This window comes from Enterococcus sp. AZ191 (genome assembly GCF_051713845.1).
Lineage (GTDB): Bacteria > Bacillota > Bacilli > Lactobacillales > Enterococcaceae > Enterococcus_B > Enterococcus_B durans.
Genome location: NZ_JBIOQS010000001.1, coordinates 830,413 through 849,753, shown reverse-complemented (window position 1 = coordinate 849,753; position 19,341 = coordinate 830,413). Strand labels below are relative to the sequence as shown.

The 19,341-nt window shown below is 32.6% G+C and carries 19 protein-coding genes; 4 read left to right on the top strand and 15 right to left on the bottom strand.

Going from position 1 to position 19,341, the window contains the following annotated elements:
- Positions 1-56 precede the first annotated feature (56 nt).
- From IGI47_RS04040 to IGI47_RS04020, 5 genes are all read right to left on the bottom strand, one after another.
- Positions 57-593, bottom strand: coding sequence for a hypothetical protein (locus IGI47_RS04040; protein WP_438783415.1), 537 nt, complete (start codon positions 591-593; stop codon positions 57-59).
- Positions 594-644: 51 nt separating this feature from the next.
- Positions 645-851, bottom strand: a complete 207-nt coding sequence (locus IGI47_RS04035; protein WP_311930345.1) for a hypothetical protein — start codon at positions 849-851, stop codon at positions 645-647.
- A gap of 1 nt (position 852) precedes the next feature.
- Positions 853-1,344 (bottom strand): LPXTG cell wall anchor domain-containing protein, encoded by a 492-nt coding sequence (locus IGI47_RS04030; RefSeq protein ID WP_438783414.1) that lies wholly within the window; start codon positions 1,342-1,344, stop codon positions 853-855.
- A complete protein-coding gene (locus tag IGI47_RS04025) occupies positions 1,341-2,360 on the bottom strand; it encodes a DUF916 and DUF3324 domain-containing protein (RefSeq protein ID WP_438783413.1) in 1,020 nt (339 codons plus the stop codon). Before IGI47_RS04025 ends, IGI47_RS04030 begins: the two co-directional genes overlap by 4 nt.
- Before the next feature lie 64 nt (positions 2,361-2,424).
- On the bottom strand, positions 2,425-3,129 hold the full coding sequence (locus tag IGI47_RS04020) for a WxL domain-containing protein (protein WP_438783412.1): 705 nt from the start codon (positions 3,127-3,129) through the stop codon (positions 2,425-2,427).
- A 1,479-nt stretch (positions 3,130-4,608) separates the two neighbouring features.
- On the opposite strand from IGI47_RS04020, the gene IGI47_RS04015 reads away from it, so the two are divergent.
- A complete protein-coding gene (locus tag IGI47_RS04015; protein ID WP_438783411.1) occupies positions 4,609-5,619 on the top strand; it encodes a YncE family protein in 1,011 nt (336 codons plus the stop codon).
- Positions 5,620-5,692: 73 nt separating this feature from the next.
- Here IGI47_RS04015 and IGI47_RS04010 read toward each other — a convergent pair whose 3' ends face one another.
- From IGI47_RS04010 to IGI47_RS03975, 8 genes are all read right to left on the bottom strand, one after another.
- Positions 5,693-6,052 carry a DUF7006 family protein gene (locus tag IGI47_RS04010; RefSeq protein ID WP_438783410.1) on the bottom strand — a complete coding sequence of 120 codons (360 nt, stop codon included), beginning with the start codon at positions 6,050-6,052 and terminating at the stop codon, positions 5,693-5,695.
- 95 nt (positions 6,053-6,147) lie between these two features.
- On the bottom strand, positions 6,148-6,684 hold the full coding sequence (locus IGI47_RS04005; RefSeq protein WP_438783409.1) for a hypothetical protein: 537 nt from the start codon (positions 6,682-6,684) through the stop codon (positions 6,148-6,150).
- 65 nt (positions 6,685-6,749) lie between these two features.
- The gene (locus tag IGI47_RS04000; protein ID WP_438783408.1) at positions 6,750-9,164 is read right to left on the bottom strand and encodes a hypothetical protein; all 2,415 of its coding nucleotides are present in this window, start codon (positions 9,162-9,164) and stop codon (positions 6,750-6,752) included.
- Positions 9,165-9,181: 17 nt separating this feature from the next.
- The gene (locus IGI47_RS03995) at positions 9,182-9,928 is read right to left on the bottom strand and encodes a hypothetical protein (protein ID WP_438783407.1); all 747 of its coding nucleotides are present in this window, start codon (positions 9,926-9,928) and stop codon (positions 9,182-9,184) included.
- A 545-nt stretch (positions 9,929-10,473) separates the two neighbouring features.
- Positions 10,474-10,719, bottom strand: coding sequence for a hypothetical protein (locus tag IGI47_RS03990; protein ID WP_438783406.1), 246 nt, complete (start codon positions 10,717-10,719; stop codon positions 10,474-10,476).
- A 53-nt stretch (positions 10,720-10,772) separates the two neighbouring features.
- Positions 10,773-11,024, bottom strand: a complete 252-nt coding sequence (locus tag IGI47_RS03985) for a hypothetical protein (RefSeq protein ID WP_438783405.1) — start codon at positions 11,022-11,024, stop codon at positions 10,773-10,775.
- A 52-nt stretch (positions 11,025-11,076) separates the two neighbouring features.
- The gene (locus IGI47_RS03980) at positions 11,077-11,658 is read right to left on the bottom strand and encodes a hypothetical protein (RefSeq protein ID WP_438783404.1); all 582 of its coding nucleotides are present in this window, start codon (positions 11,656-11,658) and stop codon (positions 11,077-11,079) included.
- 147 nt (positions 11,659-11,805) lie between these two features.
- Entirely contained in the window at positions 11,806-13,503 is a 1,698-nt protein-coding gene (locus tag IGI47_RS03975; protein ID WP_438783403.1) for a hypothetical protein, read from the bottom strand.
- Between the two features lie 134 nt (positions 13,504-13,637).
- Here IGI47_RS03975 and IGI47_RS03970 point away from each other — a divergent pair, with 134 nt between their 5' ends.
- On the top strand, positions 13,638-15,116 hold the full coding sequence (locus tag IGI47_RS03970) for a helix-turn-helix domain-containing protein (protein WP_438783402.1): 1,479 nt from the start codon (positions 13,638-13,640) through the stop codon (positions 15,114-15,116).
- Positions 15,117-15,289: 173 nt separating this feature from the next.
- A complete protein-coding gene (locus IGI47_RS03965; RefSeq protein ID WP_438783401.1) occupies positions 15,290-16,462 on the top strand; it encodes a glycoside hydrolase family 73 protein in 1,173 nt (390 codons plus the stop codon).
- A 99-nt stretch (positions 16,463-16,561) separates the two neighbouring features.
- Here the strand turns inward: IGI47_RS03965 and IGI47_RS03960 are convergent, their stop codons facing one another.
- Positions 16,562-16,735, bottom strand: a complete 174-nt coding sequence (locus tag IGI47_RS03960) for a hypothetical protein (protein WP_161569456.1) — start codon at positions 16,733-16,735, stop codon at positions 16,562-16,564.
- Positions 16,736-17,193: 458 nt separating this feature from the next.
- Between IGI47_RS03960 and IGI47_RS03955 the strand changes: the two genes are divergently transcribed.
- Complete coding sequence (locus IGI47_RS03955) at positions 17,194-18,672, top strand: helix-turn-helix domain-containing protein (RefSeq protein ID WP_438783400.1); 1,479 nt, start codon at positions 17,194-17,196, stop codon at positions 18,670-18,672.
- 134 nt (positions 18,673-18,806) lie between these two features.
- Here IGI47_RS03955 and IGI47_RS03950 read toward each other — a convergent pair whose 3' ends face one another.
- A complete protein-coding gene (locus tag IGI47_RS03950) occupies positions 18,807-19,145 on the bottom strand; it encodes a hypothetical protein (protein WP_438783399.1) in 339 nt (112 codons plus the stop codon).
- Positions 19,146-19,341 lie beyond the last annotated feature (196 nt).

Here is a 19,341-nt window from a genome sequence, read left to right as displayed (position 1 = left end):
GTCTTCGATAGAAAGACTAATGACTAATATGAATAATTTTTTGTATTCTGAACAAATTACGTACTTGTTCCAAATCCCGAATGTGCTTGTCCACCCTTAAATGTCAGTGAAAGTTTTCCATTATTTTCGTATTGTAGCGTCGCAAAGTTACGATTGCTCAATCCCAAAAAATCAAAAGTAATTATTTCCGTTGTTTTTTCACTAGTTCCAGTTAAATTATTTACTGATGATTCACTTTTTTCTACTGCACTATCCTGTTCACTGACAGACGTTTCGATCTTTTCACTGATACTGCTTGTAACTTGTTGATCAGTAGACTTAATCAGTCCATTTTTCGATGAATCTGTCACTACTTCCTGGTTTTCTTTTATTTTTTCGGAAGTTGAAGTTTCTGTTGTTTGCACTGTTCCCTCACTCGAACTAAGATTAGCAGTAGAAACAGTTTCTACTGTTTTCTCTTTATTCTTCTCTTCTCCCTCAGCAATCATTACTTTAGGATTAGCTAGAATCTCTTCCGCATACGTTGTGATGACAGGCGACGCAAGTAGATTTACTGTCGCTAATAACACAATTGATTTATACTTTTTTTTCATCTTTTTTCCCTCTTTATACTCCCATATTTTCTCCCTAAGTTAGTCTATTATTTATAGTTGCTGATCAATTATAAAAAGATAGATCGTCCCTAGGACAGCAATCCCAATAGATAAAAGAATTACTAAAGCATTTATCCAAAGTTTGTTCTTGCGGCCTTCTACTATCAGATTATGCTTATAATCTCTGAGTAAAATGAGGACATTTCCAATCAGTAGGCATCCGCCTATTCCCAATAATAAAATAGGTTGCCAATACATTTTATACCACTTCTTTCATTTTTTTTCTCCATAACCAGACACAAAGTATCAGTAAAATTCCTCCTATCCATTTTAGAAAATGATCGGACTTTTCGCCTGTAGAAGGATAACTTTTTACCTGTGATCCTAAAGTAAAATTTTTATCTTCCGGTATTGAATATTTACTATTGTGATCTTCTTTCTTATTTAATAAAGTAGTCACTTCTACCTTTTGGAAAGGTAAAGAGACTGATTGATTACTTGAATAATTAGTCGTATTTTCATGCTGTTCATCTTGTGTATTATTTGTTTCTTCATTATTGTTATCTGTATTCCCATTATGTTCTTCCGAATTCATTCCACCAGGTAAATTATCCGGATTAGGTGTAATAGGGCGCACAAACGTTACACCGATTTCAGTTTCTGATCTTTCATCTGCCTCGACCTCTATCTGTGCTGTAGCCAGTGTAAACACTAAACTATTCAATAAGAAAAAATATATAGCTTTTTTCATTTTTGTTTCCTCACTTTCACTCGTTTCCTCAAGATCAAATAAAAGGTTCCAAAGAAACTACCGCTAACTGTTCCCAAAGTCATATAACGTAACCATGATGGAATAGATATTTTATAAACAGATTCCTGATTGATCGTTTTCGCTTGCTCATTGCTAATGGAAAATTCTTTCTCAAGTGTCCATTTTTTGTCCACGGCTGTGACTATTCCCTTAAATAGATAAGTTCCTGGCATTAAATCTTCTTTTTTCCAATCCAATTGGAAAGGGTATACCGAATACGGGGCAATATTGACAGATTCCGTTGTTAATTGTTTAATTACTCGATTATTTTTTTTATTCACTATAGTCCCTTGTACTTTTGCATCGGAAAATATATAAGGATTTGGATTTAAAAAGCTTGCTTCGATGATTTTTCTTCCAGCATCTAATTTTGCTTGTACCTTCTCTAGTTCAATTGACAGATGCTTATTCAGTTCTACTTTTAATTCATTGGTAACCACTAATCCTAAAGTATAGCTATACGCATTTTCTAAGGAGATCTGTCCATTTGTTTGGTTTTCCGTTGACTTTTCTGATACAACGATCCCGCCAATGATTACTCCTGATAATCGTTCTTTTGGCATCGTAAGCTTAATTTCTGTTTCCACTTCACTTTCTTGTGGAACCACCACTTCTTTTTGAGTAACTTCTGCAAGCTCTGTAAGTGGATACTTCAACGAAGAATGTTCTGCTAAAATTCCGGTATAGTCAATTAAACCATTACTATTAGTTACAGCGTTTGTCACTTTTACTCGTAATATTTTTTCTTTAGAGGAAGTATTGATCAATTTCACTTTGACGGTATCAGTAGAACCTACCTCTTCATGTAAGTAAAAATAACCCAGATTAGGATCAAGTTGATTGATATTCGGCACTCCCTCAATGGTATACCCGCCCATTTCTTTGGCCGCTACAGGCTGTATTCCGAAATTAAACAATAGGTAAGCTACCCCCAATAATTTCCAGATCTTGTTCAATTTGTTTATCCTCTCTTGCTTATCATTTTCTCTGTTAAGTTAAAAATGGTGCTTCCTACATCAATTATGGTGCCTTTTCCAAATTCCACTGTAAGGATGACTGAGAGTAATCGCCTACCTTAACCTGACTCACTTCAGCAATCTTCATCTTTACTTCACCAAGTTCATAGTCATAAACATCATTATGGATTGCACCAGATTTCCCTTTCATGACAATAGTTTCAGTTTTGCTGACAGGAATATTTTTTGAACCAAAAACCATATCTGTAGGAGCGTCCATCAAAAGAGCAGCCACAGCGTCTCCTTGATTTACTTTTACCTCACCAGTTCCATTTCCTATTTCAATCGTTATTCCTGCTTGTTCAGTTAGCGCCCCTTTCAATCCGACTTTCAATGTCCAACCTGTTGCATCTCTCTGTTTCGCTTTTACGCCAACATGGAATTTTTTATCTCCTGTTTGTGGTAATTTAGCTAAAATTTCTTGTCCCCCGTTTTCTTTTAACACTACTTGTCCAAAATTAAAGATGTCTGGTTGATAAGCTATCCCAAAAGCAGACTGTAAATTATTTCCTTTATTACCAGGATTCTCTGGATCGGAAATTGTAAAATCAGACGCAGCAGAGGGTGGAATGGGTGTTTCTCCTCCATTTTCTGGTATAGTAATTGTCACACCAAGAGTCGTCTCTTCTTTTATTTCTTCCGAAAATGCTGGTCCACTCGCTAACATTCCAAACGTTACTAATGCTAATACAAACAGCCTTTTTTTCATTCTTTTCTCTATTCTCCTTTCCATCTGATTTGATAAAATGATATCAAAATCCTATATATCACTTTTTTCTTTTTATCCAAAAAATCGATTATTATCTTTTATTTTTTTTTAGAATGATAAAATGTAATTAGTTGAATCTGATAAGATATCAACTAATTACATTCTCCATTTTTCTATACTAACCATTTTTTATTTTTCTACACTCAGAACAAAGAAGTTGTACAAATATTCAACTTCAAAAAGAGACTGAGACAACACATGTCTCAGTCTCTTTTAATATCTCTAAAAACGGATAAACGATGAGACAAAAGTAGCATTTTCGAAAATTCCTTCTTATTTCTTGATGCGAAACACTTTTATCTCAACCTCTTTTATATTAATAACTTATTTTTATGATTAACTAGTTTCTGTCAATAAAATTCATCTTGTTCCTCATTTTATATCTTTTAATGTCAATACAGCACATACTACAGATAAAGGATTGAAATAATCCTGTGGAGAATAAAAATACTAAAAGCAGAACTCTTTCTCCTTAATCGTATATTTCTAACAATATAATACTAAAACTTTTTTCAACAACATCTAACAGCTTATCATTAAGCTCTTTACTCGATTTTTTATACTATGTATTTCTCTTAAGGAAATCTCTGTCTACTAGTACACCTAATTCATTGGTAAACACTGACAGTTTCTTTGATTAATATGAATATTCTTTCATTAGGAACTCATCAATTGTACTTTTTCTTTTTTATGATCCAATATTATTGGATCAATCTCATATACAGAAATCTGTTAATTTCTACTAAAAAATAAAACATTATCAAGTCCAACCTAGCCTAATTCTACCACTTCGTTCTTTCACTTTATTTAATAAAAAAATTATTCTTACTTAAGTATAACTACAACAAAATTCTAGAACTTTTTGTCAATTATACAAAAATAAAACTAACTATTTTAGAAAAAATTAAAATATATATTTTTATACTTCTTATAATGAAAAAATATCTAAAAAAAAGAAAAAAAGAATTTTTTGCTTTTTTTTTATCTCCTTTTATTTTTTATTTTATGATGTCTTTATCCTGTTTATTTATATTTTTCCCTTAATTTATATTATCTAGATAGTAGAATTTAAGTTTATATTAAACACCCTCATCCTGATTACATTAAAAACTATGTATTTCTACTATCTAGATAAATCAACTAAACTGGGGTGAAGAGTACCCCAGTTTTCATTTCTATTCCTATATATTTAATGCACTACTAATCTAAAACAATCACGATTGAAGCATACAGCCATATTCAAAAATAGCTTACTATATAACTATATACTTTATAAGTGTCCTATTCCCTTCTTGATAAAATTCTTTATCATTCAATGATTAAGAGCAATCTTATTTCAATAATAAAAGAAATTATTCCTATCTAATATTAGATAGTTAAACAAATATGTACTACTTAAAATGAAAGGTTTGATTTTCTATGTTTCAAAAAACTGCTTATATCTTAGCGATTTTATTATTTGTTACAGGTCTCCTGTATAGCTTTTATACCCATCGTCCGAAAACCAATGATAACAAATCATTGTCTTCTAATTTATTTGATCCAGAAATCAAAAATAATACATTAGCAGTTGGACCAAAAGGAGATATCGTAATCGTCGGTAAAAGTGATAGCAAAAAACTACTCGTATACGATCTAAAAACAAAGAAAAAAATCAAAGAATTATCGGGATTCCTTACTCCAAGAAATATTATTTTTTCAAAAGATAGTAGTTCCTTTTTTGTTTCTGATAGCTCTTTAGGAAGTATCCAAGAATTTGATGTTATGACGTTTGAACGCATTACCAATTATCCTATGAAAAAAGGAGTATTTGGGTTTGCTTTAACAGCAGATGGCAAAAAAATCATCGCCAATAATCAAGCCGAAAATTCTGTCACAATTCTTGACCTCACTACGAAAAAACAAGAAATCATCCCTGGTTTTTCTGGTCCTCGTCAAGGGATTTTGATCGATTCAACGGATAATTATGCCTACGTCACCAATTTCCAAGGCGATGATGTCCGTGTCTTAGATCTCACTACGAAGCAAATCATCAACACCCTAAAAAATATTCCTCAAGTTCGTGGAATTGCGCTCGATGAAGGAAATAATTTGCTATACGGTGCTTCAAGCAGTGAAAATACGATCAACATTGTTGATTCTACTACAGGAAACCTCTTGAATAAAATACCTGTGGGGACAGAACCCTATGGCTGTATTTTACTCGTAAATCAGAGTCTGCTTTTAACCGGTGAAAAAGGAAGTAACCAGGTTTCTGTCATTGATTTAACTACGAACCAAGTTATTCGAACCATTCAAGGATTGAAAGCACCACGTCAAGCAATCGGACTCAGTCAAACAGCCAATCAAGCCTACGTCTTAAATGAAGATTTGTCTGTTGCAATCATCGATTACCAAAAGGGCATCATTTTGGACACGCTCACAGCCTAAAACCAAAGAGGCGCTGTTGAACTAAGCAACAGCGCCTCTTTGGTGTCTCAATGAATCAATGGTTGAACCGTTTTTACTGACAATAAAAATGCAACGAATGAGGGGTCGATTCAATCGATCGAAACCCACATAATTCACGCATATAATACGGATAATCTTTCCTTGATAATTCTAAAATTTCTTCCTCACTTAAATAGCTTAAAATGCCATTTTCTTCTTTTGTCAACAGTGAAAAAATGATTTGTAAGCGCGCATCAATCCCCAAAATCTCTGCATGCGTTTCAAAAAAGTTGTTGCTATTGATACCAGCAATTTTTTCCTGCATCACTAAGCATAGTTCCTCCACTTCCGCTTTGATCAAAGGATAGCCCAATGCTAAATAATCCTTTTGACATTCTTGCTGAAAGTAGGAGAAATAGTTTTGATGGTTCATGATATCTCCTTTAAAAAAATAAGTATTTATATATTATGGAATAAACTAATCTAGTTAAAATATATTTTTAACTAGATTAGTTTAGCTCTCAGACATTATACACGTGTATTTTTTGTTTCTTCAAATTTATAAGTTAGTGTATCTGTATATTGACCTTTTTCTTTTGCTTTTCCTACTAAATTAGCAGTACCTGTTTGTTTTTTTACTGTACTGTTTCCTTTGCCAAATTTCGTTGTAATTATTTTTTCGTCAGTTCCAGAAGTAAACTCATCCGTACCTACTGTTAATCTATAATCCACTTCTTGTGTATCTTTTTTTAGTTTGAATCCATTTTTAGAAGAAACTTTTACATTAATTTCTAATTCTTGCCAATCGTTGTCAATATCATATCCACCAATACCGACAATTTCTAATAACGCATCTGCGGTTTGACTATTATCTGTAAATGAAAGTGCAGTAGGAATAACCATTCCATACTGTGCATTGCTATCTGGTAATACATTTCTATTGTCATAAGTTACAGGAATATTCTCATCAGACGGTGCTGTTCTGGTTTGTGCACTAACCAACGTACCTCCTGTTAGCATCATCCCTAATGCTGCTACTGTACCCATCATTTTTTTATTGATCATCTATTTTAATCTCCTTTAATTGTTAATTTTTTATTCAAACATAGTTGCCTATGTTGATCACATAATCATTGACGTTCAATATAAAATTGAACATTTCCTTGCCAGCGTCCTTTGGTCTTATTAACTTGCTCTGCTGGAGCAGTAAAAGTGACACTTAGCCCATTTCCTCTAGTATTTGTCAACGCTAAGTTACCTAGAGAAAGAATGTTATTAGTCGCTCCTGTTTGTCCATTTTTTGAGGTAGCTGTTACAGTAAATTTATTGGAAGTATCTACAACATTCATCATCTCAAAAGTTTCATCTACGGAAACTTGGTAATTGACACCTGTAGCATTCCCATAATTTGCAAAATAAACTTCTGCTGTTGCTGAAAGTTGACTCGTATCAGTTTTATCACGTTGCAAATTAATCCCTTTTGGAATCACTACAAAACCGGAGGCACCATTCGTTTCTGTACGCTCTGGTGTATCATAACTCCAAGGATTTTCGGTTACCTCTAAGCTAAAGGTTTGTTCGATGGTTCCACTTGTATTTGTAAACTTAAGAGTTGCTTGATAATTCCCTGCCTTTGGGTTCGTTTTATCTAAAGTCGTATCAAGAACTATATCTGCATCAGAAAGTTCCGAACTAGTCGTTCCAATTACTTGAGCTAATTGTTCTTTGATTTTTTCTTTTAGCTCAGGTTCCTCTAAAGAGACAATCTGTGTTTCTGATAAATTCACTTGATAATCTGTTGCAATCACTGTCAAGGGATCTTTTGTTATCGTTACAGAGATCACATGGTCAGTTGGTATACTATATTTCCCTCCAAGGTCGACTTCTTGTAAATCTCCGGTAAGACTTTTTAACATTCTGGTTTGTCTAGTTGTACCATAGGGAATAATTAAAAAATCTTCGTCTTGTGCATCAGCATTGATAACTGCGCTAGAAGCTAGTGTCACTATCTGATCCTTTGTGTTAACTGTTGCTCTAGGAAAATGGACAAAGCCTTCCACTTTTTTCCCAGCGACAATTTTATCCTCCATCTCACTAATCGTTATCCTAGGGTCAAATTTAGGCAACTTAATAGTTAAGCGACTTATAGTAGCTTGCCTGCCCCATGAATCAGTAATCATATAACTTGTTGTCCAACCACCAGAAACGATATCATCTGCTGGCCTATTTGTAACGACATAATTAATTGAGCCTATTTTTTCATTAATCGTATAGCCATTAGATTGATATATACCTTGTTCGTCTCGATCATCTCTAAAAACCATATCAGAATAGATTGGTGCAGTTTGCAAGCCGCCATCTGACCAATCTCCTTGCCCATAAAGGGAATATAAAGGAATTTCTTGACCCGTGGCTGTAGGTACTGCATTATAAATTTCTTTAAATCCTCGGCTCGTTATCTCATAAACTGAATTTCTAAATTTTTCCTTTGGAACAGTGCGATTGGAATAATCAATCGTACTAACATTATCAGTTGCAATAACAGGATCTCCTATAAAATTAAATTTATTTTCTGCAGACCAAATTTCTATCATATCACCTTCTTCAAAATTAAACGCTTCAATAGTAGTAAAGTCAGACTTATTTGGAGTTTGTTTTCCTTTTACTTCGAAAACAACTGTCCCTGAATCATGTAATTTAGAGTTTCTTTTGTATGCAGTAACTTTATAATACGTCCCTGAAACATTCTGATGGTATCCACCAACTGTTCCTAAAACTGTTCCAGTAAACCGAAATGTAGATGGATCCACAGTAAATTTAGCTTTTTGTGCTTTTCCATTTCCGACGATTCCTTTGAGCAATATCTCTTGCGGATACGCCGTAGTTGCCTTATTTTCTTTTACTGGCATTTCATTGGCTTTCTCCAGTTGACTGGTCTCAGTGGAAGTAATTGTTTCTTCTGTAGTGCTTATTTCTGTTTGTTCTTGGCACATATCTGTAGAAGAAACAGTTTCAACTACTTCAGTACTTGGGACTACTTCACTTGTTTCTATTGTTGATTCTTCAATATCCCCCTCAAAATCAACACTTGATGATTGTTCTGAACTGATTGTCTCAGATGTTGGTTGGATGCCATCAACTTGGACATTCACCTGAGTGGTCTCTAGTACGTCTGACTCAACTGAAGTAGATTCACTTTGGTTGACTAACAAAGAAGTCGAACGATACGTCACAGTAAACTGGTAATTCCCATTTTCAGCTACATCATAGTCAGAGGATTGATTGATAAGACTCGCATCATAAACGACTTCCCCCTCACGTTCACTTGTAATCTTGACAATTTCATTCGTTCCTTGATCAACACTTGCTAGGTCAAATACGATACTCGCTTTCGTCTGATTTTCGTTATATACTACATTGGCTTCAATCAATGGGGCAGCCGTAATGGCTTCGACGATTTCTTTGATACGAAATGAACCAACTGTCAGCAAAAAAATTGTTAACCACGCAATTCTTCGATAGAGATAATTCTTTTTCCTTTCCATCTTTTCCTCCTTTCCTTTTAATCCACAACATTGATTTTTACATCAACGTTTGAGGAGTTATATGCAATGTCTGTGTCTTCCAAATCAAATGTTTGAAACATCAATACTGCTTCATACGTACCTGTTTCAGTAAATGGTCTTACCAATTTGATTGGGCTGATTCCTTTTCCTGGAGCGACAAGTTTACTTTCGTATAGTGTCTCTCCAGTTTCTTTATCCGTTAAAATAAATTTAAAGAAGCATGGATTATCCTCTGGATTGAATAAAACCGTATCGATCGTGTCACTCCCTTTAGTTAAAGTAAACGTACCATATCCTGGAATCAGTATTTTAGAATCATCGATGTTCTCTGGACGTTTCAACTGAGACAGATAGTCTTCCGCTTGTGGATCAATATCTGTAACTGTTGCTTGGTTGAAAAAATAATAACCTGCGAAAAAAAGCGATAGCAACACTAGAATAAAAAGAAAATAGTTGTGTCTTCTACCCTTGACAGCAATGTATTCTGTCTCGTTACAAGGAATATATCCAACGGTATAATACCGTTTTTCCTCATAAGTCCCAATAGGATACATCGTTAGTTCTTGATCTCCTACTTTTTTTTTGATCCCTTCTTTTTTTGATGGTTTGCTGTTCTTTTCAACTTCTCCGATGACAAGATAGTTACCATCGGAATGTTGTTGTTCCATTTCTTTTTTAGTCTGATAAGTTATGTACTTTTTATTTTGTTTGTCATAAATTGCTTGTTTTTTCTTGTTCTTCATTTCAGACTCCTTCTAGTACTAACATTTATTAAATTTTTCTTTGTAAACTCATAAACACATGTGACATAAAAATATAAACAAAAAGTAATACCAAATTTTTTTCATTTTTTAAAAAAGTGATTTTTAGTTATTGACAAATCACAAATCGATTATTTTGTGATTTACAACACATATCACTTCTTTTTTTGTTTATTAAAAAAGAAGTAAACACAACTTTTAAAGATTATCTCAAAGTTTTGTCTGCTTCTCTTATCTTCTTATTTTTTAACTAAATGTCATTTTTTATTCAGTAGAAAGCATAATTCTGAAAAAAAGAAAAATATTTATTTAGAAATCTCCTTATTCATTCTCACTTTTTACATGAATAAGAAAAATCATTCCTAAAAGATAAAAAATAGAGGTGAATCATTTTTGACTTGTGATTTCGATGCAAGCATTTGAAAAAACTTTTAATGCATAGTAAAAACTTCGAAAGAAACAAGAACAATCTAGTCATTTTATTAAGAACTAGATACTTTGTTTCTCTCGAAGTTGTCTCTTTTTTCTTAGAGAATCACATACAGATAAAGATAGATCAACATAGGCAACCCATTTAATAATAATCCGATAATGGACAAATAACGATACCCTTTTTCATTGCTTGTTTTCCAACTAGTAAAGGCAAAGAGGATCCCAATCAAACCAATGAGGAATATTATCATTATTGCAAAAGCTGATGTAAATAGATGAATAAATAGCGCATCATTAATATACACACCAATTAAAATGCTAGGTATTCCTAAAATTTTCATAATTAGTTCCTCTGTTTCTCTATATGTTATAAATTGCTTTCAATATACGCTCTTTAACCAATACCAATCAAAAGGTAAAGAAAAACCATCAATGGTAGCAGATTGACTAATAGCCCGACACTGGACAAACAAGTATAATAGGTTCCTTTGTTTTCTCTTAAACTTAGTATAGCTACAGCTATTCCCGCAAAGCCAATTAAAAAAACTGGGATCACCGTATCAAAAATCATGCCAAACAGTTGGGTAAATAGAGCTAAATTGACATAAATACCAATTAAAATACTAATGATTCCTGAATACTTCATATGAATGCTCCTCCACTTATTGCCACTTGTTATTATACTGCTCAAAGAACGATTATCGTTCCTTATTCTGCTTATTTAATGGTTCATGCAGTTTTTTTTGTTGATTCTGACGATGAGACTTTTGTTTCATTTCATCCAAAAATTCCTTAGTTAACTTCGGCTTAGGTGGAATAATTGGTTTACCTGAGCCTGGTACTTGGTCATAAATTGGATCCTTTTTAGGAAATGTATTTTCATACGTATGTTGTTGTTGCAACAATTTACGACGTAATGGTTTTTTAGGTGTTTCTTTCTTTTCCTCTCCCGAGTAAAAGTTTTCCTTCATAATAGTGGTATAGATTCCTTCATCAGATACTCGATCATAGATTGGTTCTGGATCAATCTCATCGTAGATATGCTCTTCCTCTTTTTGATGAACTTGATCAAATACCTGTGAATACTCTTGAAAAAAAACAATTGGTCGTTGGTTCTCTTTTTCAGGTAACCGCTTGACCATTTCTTCTAGCATTGTTCCATAATGCATTGGGTATTGTGCCTCAGGTTGTTTTTTCTGAGGCATATGTTTTGGCTTTTTAGTTGCTTTATTTTTTACAAATTTTTCAAATTTTTCAATAAGTTTTCGTACTCTACCCATTTTTACTCCCCTTTAAAAATATTTTATTTCTTCATTCTATTACTCGTTTATGATATTCATCTTACAAGATCAGTTTTTTCTTTTTTTTGAAAATAGTGAGAAATAAAGGTTCCATTAAAAAAAGTATTTTGTCATTCACTTAAGTAATTAGCGTTCTAGACTATCCTTTTGGGATTGTTTCTCTGGAGATTCCTTCATTTTACTACAATCATTTTTCGTCTTGGAAACTTCACTTAACGTTCGTCTTTCAGCTGTTTTATCTTGGTAAGCGGATAAAGTTGTTTGGATTGCTGCTTTTACTGTTTCGAGTTCTTCCACTGAACAAAGTTGTAGAATCTTTTGTTCAGTGCTCTTTCCAAAATTTCCTAGTTTATGTTGTGCTGCAAAATAAAGAGAAGATTGTACTACTGGACTTAAAGCAACATTTACTCTAGCAGGTGTTAATTTTTCAAACAACTCAATTGTTTTCATATTATATTTTGAACCTAGTTCTTTTAAATCATTGATTTTTTCTCTTGCCGTGCGTGGGCGGGCCTTTTGTTCACAGTATTCAGCTGTTAATGCGTCAATTGCTTCAACTGCTTTTGAAGAATAGCCGAGTTTTTGTACACGAATTTTCATTATTTCCGCTAGTGTAACAAGAACTTCTTTTGCAGAATGACCAGGGATTTTTCTTAATTCTGCCTCTTTCCCATTTACCATATACTTATTCGTCGTTTGTTTGTCTCCTAAAACGTGTTGCATTGCGGCGCTAACAGATTTGATATAACAATTTTTACCAAAAAATTGCCCGTCATATATTTGTCTTCCCCAATAAGAAGATTCTGCTAATTCTAAAAGCTTACTCTGTATCAATAGGGATTCCTTTTTCTCAGAAAACAGGCTTAACTGTAGATCTCTACCTATAAATGTCGTTCCCAACGCAAAAATATAAGTCAATTGTGTTCTCATTTCTGACGTATTGGGAAATTTCAAAACATAAGGAAGAGCAACTTTAAGATTTTTGTCAATTCCTCCTATAAATAATCCTTTTAAAAAACCACCAATCCCTAGATCTGAGATTTCTTTCACACTGATTCCTGGTAAAGTATTGCTTATTTTATCTAAATAATGCATACCTTTGTCTAATATCGTCACTTTAATTTTGTTGTCCTCTTTATGGACAATTAACGAACTGCTATGAACACCATTTTGAGGAAGCATTTGAATCACTGGTAAAACTAAAAAAGAATCCTTATTATTATTTTCCAAGGAAGCTAATGTTTGCTCTAGAAGTAATGGTTTTCTGGAACAATAAATACTGTTTTTAATCGATTCTTTTAAAGAATCCACATTTCTTTCCATGAATTGATCTGCATGCATTGTCAAAAAATCTAAATACAGTGTCAAATATTCCAAATTCAAATCTAATTGTGATAGATAATCTAAAATCGTTAAATTACTATGTTGATAATTTGCATGTTGGCATAATGCACTATACAAAAGTGAAGCATATTCTTCACTATGAACTAACTCTGCTCGTTCTTTCTCTACTTCTTTTATCATTTCTTGGGCTAATTTTTTATTTATTGGAACATGTTGTTTCATTAAATCCTTTATATAATCTTGTGAATGACGATATCTCTTATACTCTTCTTGGCCTTGTTTTAAAGCTTGAACATAGAATCTGTATTCAGTTGAAAATGTAACTTCAATAAATTTTTTTTGTTCTTTAGGAGACAATCGATCGATAATTTCGCTTTTTTCTGATGAAGATAATGTAAAAATTATTTTTTTTAGTTCAAATTTATTAGCTGGTTCCTGTGCTAATAATCCTTGTAACAATTGTAGTTTTTCTTCAAGCACATCACTCACTCCTTTTCTACTATGATAGACCTGAAGAAAAAACGAGCCTTTTATTTCATCATTATTTTCATAATTTTGATTTTTATGATTTAATAGACCATAAGTAGGAAAGAAAGGGTTGTGAACATAAACGTATGATTGAAGAATTTATTGAAAAAGATGTTATTCGTCGAGTAAAATTAGTGGAATATATTTTCGAATTAAAAACGATTAGCTTACGTGAACTAAGTGAACGACTTGATGTTACTGTCAATACAATAAAAGCAGACATCCATAAACTGATGTTAGAATTAGCACCTTTTATTACGTATAATATGCTTACTACGACACATATCACGATGTTATTTTCAAAAGAAGCAACTGATTATGATTTAGTCAAAGAAGTGTATAAAGAATCGCATTTCCTTAAAGTCGTTGCTCGCTATTTACTGGGAGAAACAAATTATTTAACAATTGTTGAGGAAGATTTTGTGTCAACAACGAAAGCTTTTCGTACTAAAAAAAATGTAGAAAATTTTTTAATTGCTCAAAACTTTCAAAAAATTGGAGAACAATTTAAAGCCGACGAATTAACTTATCGGATGCTTTTCGTTACTATTTGGATGCGTACAGATCTTATCAACAAAATAATCGATCAACAACTCCTAGTATTAGCTTCTTCTTTTGTGAAACAAATCTTTGAGACTTTTTCTTCTAATTATCATTTAAATAATCGTCAATATAAATTTTTGCTTTACCATACGTATCTTTGCCTTTCAAGATCAGAAAAACAGATGTTTTTTGCAAATGAAACAACTACTCAAACTAGAATTGAATACCAACAACTTTCAGTAATTGCAAAAAAAATTTTCAAAAAAAATGAGCTTTCTTCAAAAAGTCTGACTTTTTTAACTGCGATTTGTAGTATTCTACCAATTCGAGCAAAAAATTATTCCATAATTGAATTAAATTACCAAAATGAACGTATCCGGATTATTGAGAATCAACAACAGATCAAATATCTTATTAATTTATTTGAAGAAGAATTCGAAACGGTCCTTTTCCATAATGAAAGTTTTGAGATTCCTTTTATTTATTTCGTTTATTCATTATGGGAAAATATCCAAAATTATTATTTAGAAAGAAACTACTATTTGTCTACAACACAACTCCATTATGTATCGCGGGTCGAAAACGTACTCAATCGTTGGAAGGAAACGACTAATGATAATACACTTCATTTTAATCCATTATCTATCGTGAAATTCACCTCCGAGATTTTGCCTAGTTTGACCATAAAAAGAGAGAAAAAATATGTCTGTATGATTATTGCAGAAACAGAGTTATCCCATATTATTTATCGTCATACACTCAAAAAATGGTTAAATCCAGAATTTATTTTTATCGATGAAAATCTCTATTATTCGATAGATGATATCCCTGTCTATCGTGAACAATGGCCTCACATTATTGTCTGTGAACGAACTCTGCAAACAAGATACACACAGTTAGAACCCAATTTCTTTTATATTTCAAGAAATACCTTACTCAAAGATACAAAATACATTGTTGATTCTTTTTATGAACTTAACTTAATGAATCCGAATATTTTATTCAAACAGAAAAATGAATAACAAGCGAGGCTAACTTAATTTCTTTCACAAAATAAGCCTTGCATTCGAATGCTAAAAAACTTATTTTTTCATTTTCTCCCAAAAAAACAACATTTTTTTCAAATTCAGAAAAAAAATGTTGTTTTTTTTGTTTACTATTATTTTTGTGATATCAAAAATAAAAGGAGAAGAGGATGAAAAGAAAGAAAACTCTAATTTATACTTATTGCTTATGGACATTATTTTCAGTGACTACCCCGACATTTGCTAACGAAGTCCCTTACTCTAGTGAGGAGACCACATCATCACATTTGCAGTCACAAGAATCAATACAGGGGGCGATCCCCGTAGAAAATAGTGAGGATCCTATGGCTGGTCCGACTACAATTGAAAATCTTTTGGTTACTGGAGAAACGTTGATTCATCAAAGTACTTCTACAACCGAAGACGAAGCTTTTTTTTCAGCTACTGCTAGGAATAGTCAACAAACTTTTATCCAGTCTATTGCGAGTGATGCACAACAATTAGCGCATCAAAATAATCTCTATGCCTCCATTATGATTGCTCAAGCGATTATCGAAAGTGGCTGGGGGAAAAGTACGCTAGCTTCTTACCCAAATCACAATTTATTTGGAATCAAAGGCACCTATAATGGACAATCTGTTACGCTACCTACACAGGAGTATCTAAATGGCAAATGGGTAACAGTTCAAGCAGCTTTTAGAAAATACCCTTCTTACAAAGAATCTTTAGAAGATAACGCAAAAATTTTAAAAACGACTTCTTTTCAACCTGGTGTTTATTATTATAGTGGCGCTTGGAAAAGCAATACAAAATCCTATAAAGAAGCAACCGCTTGGTTAACTGGTCGTTATGCAACTGATCCAAATTATGGATCTAAATTAAATAATATTATCGAGACATATAACCTAACAAAGTATGATAGTGTTTCATCCAATAATTCAGCAACTTATTCAGCGATGTATCGTCTGTATAATCGACATACTGGTGAACATTTCTACACATTGAATGCTGCTGAAAAAAATCAGTTAGCAAACATTGGTTGGCGCTACGAAGGAGTTGCGTGGTCTGCCCCTAATCGAGGAACCCCTGTCTATCGTCTGTATAATCCGAATAATGGAGACCACCACTATACGTCAAATCAAGGAGAAATCAACTCACTGACTAAGATTGGTTGGCGTTATGAAGGACTGAGCTTTTATTCTGGTGGCTCAAAAGCAATTCTAAGACTATTTAATCCAAATGCCAAAACAGGCACGCATCATTACACCGCTGATGTTAATGAAAAAAACACCTTAGTAAAAAGAGGCTGGCGTTATGAAGGTATAGCTTTTTATGGAAACTGATTCCTGATAAACACATCAAATAAACACATTACTGCCTCACATCTGATCAAGAATCCGATGTGAGGCAGTCTTATTTGCGTATATCCCATGATTGAACCGTTAAGCAATTTCTTTCAATTCTGATTTTCTAGCTAAGGCCAGTTTAGCGACACCATCTGTTATCTCAACAACCACTGTTCTTTCTAAAATAGTTACGATGCGAACTTGATAAGTCTCTTTTTCTCCAATTACTTTGCATTGATACATTTTTCTTTTGTCCAGACATACTTGCATTTTTCTTCTCCTTTGGTATTTTTGATAGCTTCCTTTTCTCAAATAAAGCCTTATAGTTTGCTTGAATAATTTCTATATTTTATTCTAACAACTCGTCGTTGTCTTTTTTTTCTCAAAATGAAAAAAATGGCGCCAATTCTTAAAAAAACTATTTTAGAAACAGAAAAAAGAAAAGTAAGAAGAAGTATCTAAAAAGATACTTCTTCTTACTTTCCTCATGGTTTTTTTAGGGTAAGTATAGAGAATAACAATGGTGTCGTAATACCTTATACAAGTTGAATGGTATTACTCTTAAAATATACCTTTTTTTTATCATTTTTGTTTTTCTTTTTTTTTATAGGAAACGTTTTTTTATTAAATTAAATGAAATATTCTTAAGCGATAGTATGTTTAACTTCTAATGGTAACAACTTTATCTCATTTTAGGTGTAGCAAAAAAATACAGGAGGCAAACTACAGTGAACATAGAAAGCTATATAGAAAAAGATATCATTAGAAAAGTCAAAATTGCCGAATACATTTTTGAACATAAAACATTAGTGATTAGAGAACTAGCTAAAGAGCTGAATGTTACGTTTAACACCATAAAAAAAGATATCTCTATGCTATCGGGACAATTAACTGCTTTTTTGTCTCATTATGAACTTTCAGCCACAGACGTCACAATGATTTTTACGAAACATTCTACAAGATACGATTTGATTAAAGAAATCTATAGCGAATCTAAATTTTTGAAAGTTGTTGCTCGATACCTTCTAGGCGATACCAATTATTTGAGTATTGTGGATGAAGAATTTGTTTCGGTCACGAAAGCATTCAAAATCAAAAAAGAGGTTGAAAACTACCTAAAGAAAGAAGGTATTTTAGACAAAAATAATCGAATAAAGCCTAACGAACTGCTCTATCGGTTAATTTTTGTTTCGACTTGGTTACGCACAGATTTCTTTTCTGAACAGATCAATAGGGATTCTTTCACACGAGCTCAACAATTTGTAACAAAAGTATTTGACGTATTTGACGTGACTTACTTACCAAATGATCGAGAATATTCATTTTTTTTATACCATACCTATCTTTGTTTAGAACGATCAGATGACAATTTAGTTCTAACTAATTATAGAAAATCTAGGTTCAATAGCTCCTATAACAAACTAGCTGAGATTTCTGATTCTCTACTAGCTGAGTATCATTTATCCGATAAGAATCTTAAACTACTTGCTATATTTTGTAAGCTATTAATGTTAAAATCCAAAAATTACTCCATTGTCAATATGAATTATCATTTGGATCGACAAGAAGTCATTGAAGAACAACCAGATATCCAGCAATTGATCAAAACGATCGAAACTGAATTTAATATTCCATTAAGAAACAATATGATTTTTGAAGTTCCATTTATTTATTTCATTTATTCACTCTGGGAAAATACGCAAAACTACTTTATTGAACGAAATTATTTTTTAACCGTATACCAAATGGGAATTGCTGATCGTCTAGAAAAAATCTTACACCAGTGGAAAGAAGAGTACCATCCAGATGAAAACATCTATTTTAATAAAACGGCGATTATTCGATTAGTTTCAGAAATTCATTCTGCTTTATTAAGTAACCATATGCAAAAACATTTATGTATGATTGTCGCTGAAAATGAATTATCTCATATTATTTATCGAGAAAGTCTAAAAAGATGGATCAATCCAGAGTTTATTACAATGGACGATCGAATGTACTATTCGGCTGATCATATCCCAATCTACAAAGACGATTGGCCACACTTTATTATTTATGAACGCTCATTATTAACAAAAGAAGAACACCATCTTACAGACAGTCATCTATTTTATATTTCAAGGAATTCATTATTACAAGATATTAAATTGATTCGTGAATACCTCTATGAAAAATCCTTGCTTATTCATCAGAAAAAAACAACGTAACTGTTTTCGCGAATCCACTTCGTAAAAAGTTAGAATCCTTAATTATACCTAATGGATTCTAACTTTCTTATTTATCGATTCATTCGCACAAAATCTAACCTTACTCAGCTTTCCTTGTTGTATCCTGTTCTTGATCAACGCCATAAATGAGAAGGGGTGTGTTCCTGGAGCGAATCGTACGAGGGATTTTTTTTAGACTGCCACTTTGTATCCACTTTTTGAAGAATCTCTTTCAACGCTTGGCCATTTTGTTCTGTTCTTTTTCGTAATTGTGTGCTTGCGGCAGCTACTTGAAGAAAGTCTTGCATATTTCGTTGTTGTTGTGTAAGTGGCTTTAGCTGACCATTATCCACCGGATTGGAAAGATAAATAAATTCTTCATCTGCTCTCTTCCACCCTTTATTTAATTCTCTCTTTTTGTTTTCTCTTCTGCCATGATGATTTTTCTTGAACTTCTTAAATAATTTCTTCATTTCTACGCTACCTCCACTAGTTTTTTATAAAAAAATGATATCAAGTTACGTTTTTCTCTTGAATTTTACTTCATTTTTTTTCTATAAAAAAAAATATTGATTCCTTTTAAGACATGCTATTAATTAACCCAAATAAGATCGTGCTATTTTCCATTCTAACTACAGCTATTTCGTTGACAGCTTATTCTTTTCTAAA

What these genes read in the sequence shown, in the direction of transcription:
- IGI47_RS03995 (WP_438783407.1), bottom strand. Translation starts at nt 9,928, where the DNA reads ATGAAGAACAAGAAAAAACAAGCAATTTATGACAAACAAAATAAAAAG.
- IGI47_RS04005 (WP_438783409.1), bottom strand. Translation starts at nt 6,684, where the DNA reads ATGATCAATAAAAAAATGATGGGTACAGTAGCAGCATTAGGGATGATG.
- IGI47_RS03980 (WP_438783404.1), bottom strand. Translation starts at nt 11,658, where the DNA reads ATGGGTAGAGTACGAAAACTTATTGAAAAATTTGAAAAATTTGTAAAA.
- IGI47_RS03950 (WP_438783399.1), bottom strand. Translation starts at nt 19,145, where the DNA reads ATGAAGAAATTATTTAAGAAGTTCAAGAAAAATCATCATGGCAGAAGA.
- IGI47_RS04040 (WP_438783415.1), bottom strand. Translation starts at nt 593, where the DNA reads ATGAAAAAAAAGTATAAATCAATTGTGTTATTAGCGACAGTAAATCTA.
- IGI47_RS04030 (WP_438783414.1), bottom strand. Translation starts at nt 1,344, where the DNA reads ATGAAAAAAGCTATATATTTTTTCTTATTGAATAGTTTAGTGTTTACA.
- IGI47_RS04000 (WP_438783408.1), bottom strand. Translation starts at nt 9,164, where the DNA reads ATGGAAAGGAAAAAGAATTATCTCTATCGAAGAATTGCGTGGTTAACA.
- IGI47_RS04035 (WP_311930345.1), bottom strand. Translation starts at nt 851, where the DNA reads ATGTATTGGCAACCTATTTTATTATTGGGAATAGGCGGATGCCTACTG.
- IGI47_RS03985 (WP_438783405.1), bottom strand. Translation starts at nt 11,024, where the DNA reads ATGAAGTATTCAGGAATCATTAGTATTTTAATTGGTATTTATGTCAAT.
- IGI47_RS03965 (WP_438783401.1), top strand. Translation starts at nt 15,290, where the DNA reads ATGAAAAGAAAGAAAACTCTAATTTATACTTATTGCTTATGGACATTA.
- IGI47_RS03970 (WP_438783402.1), top strand. Translation starts at nt 13,638, where the DNA reads ATGATTGAAGAATTTATTGAAAAAGATGTTATTCGTCGAGTAAAATTA.
- IGI47_RS04020 (WP_438783412.1), bottom strand. Translation starts at nt 3,129, where the DNA reads ATGAAAAAAAGGCTGTTTGTATTAGCATTAGTAACGTTTGGAATGTTA.
- IGI47_RS04010 (WP_438783410.1), bottom strand. Translation starts at nt 6,052, where the DNA reads ATGAACCATCAAAACTATTTCTCCTACTTTCAGCAAGAATGTCAAAAG.
- IGI47_RS04015 (WP_438783411.1), top strand. Translation starts at nt 4,609, where the DNA reads ATGTTTCAAAAAACTGCTTATATCTTAGCGATTTTATTATTTGTTACA.
- IGI47_RS03990 (WP_438783406.1), bottom strand. Translation starts at nt 10,719, where the DNA reads ATGAAAATTTTAGGAATACCTAGCATTTTAATTGGTGTGTATATTAAT.
- IGI47_RS03960 (WP_161569456.1), bottom strand. Translation starts at nt 16,735, where the DNA reads ATGCAAGTATGTCTGGACAAAAGAAAAATGTATCAATGCAAAGTAATT.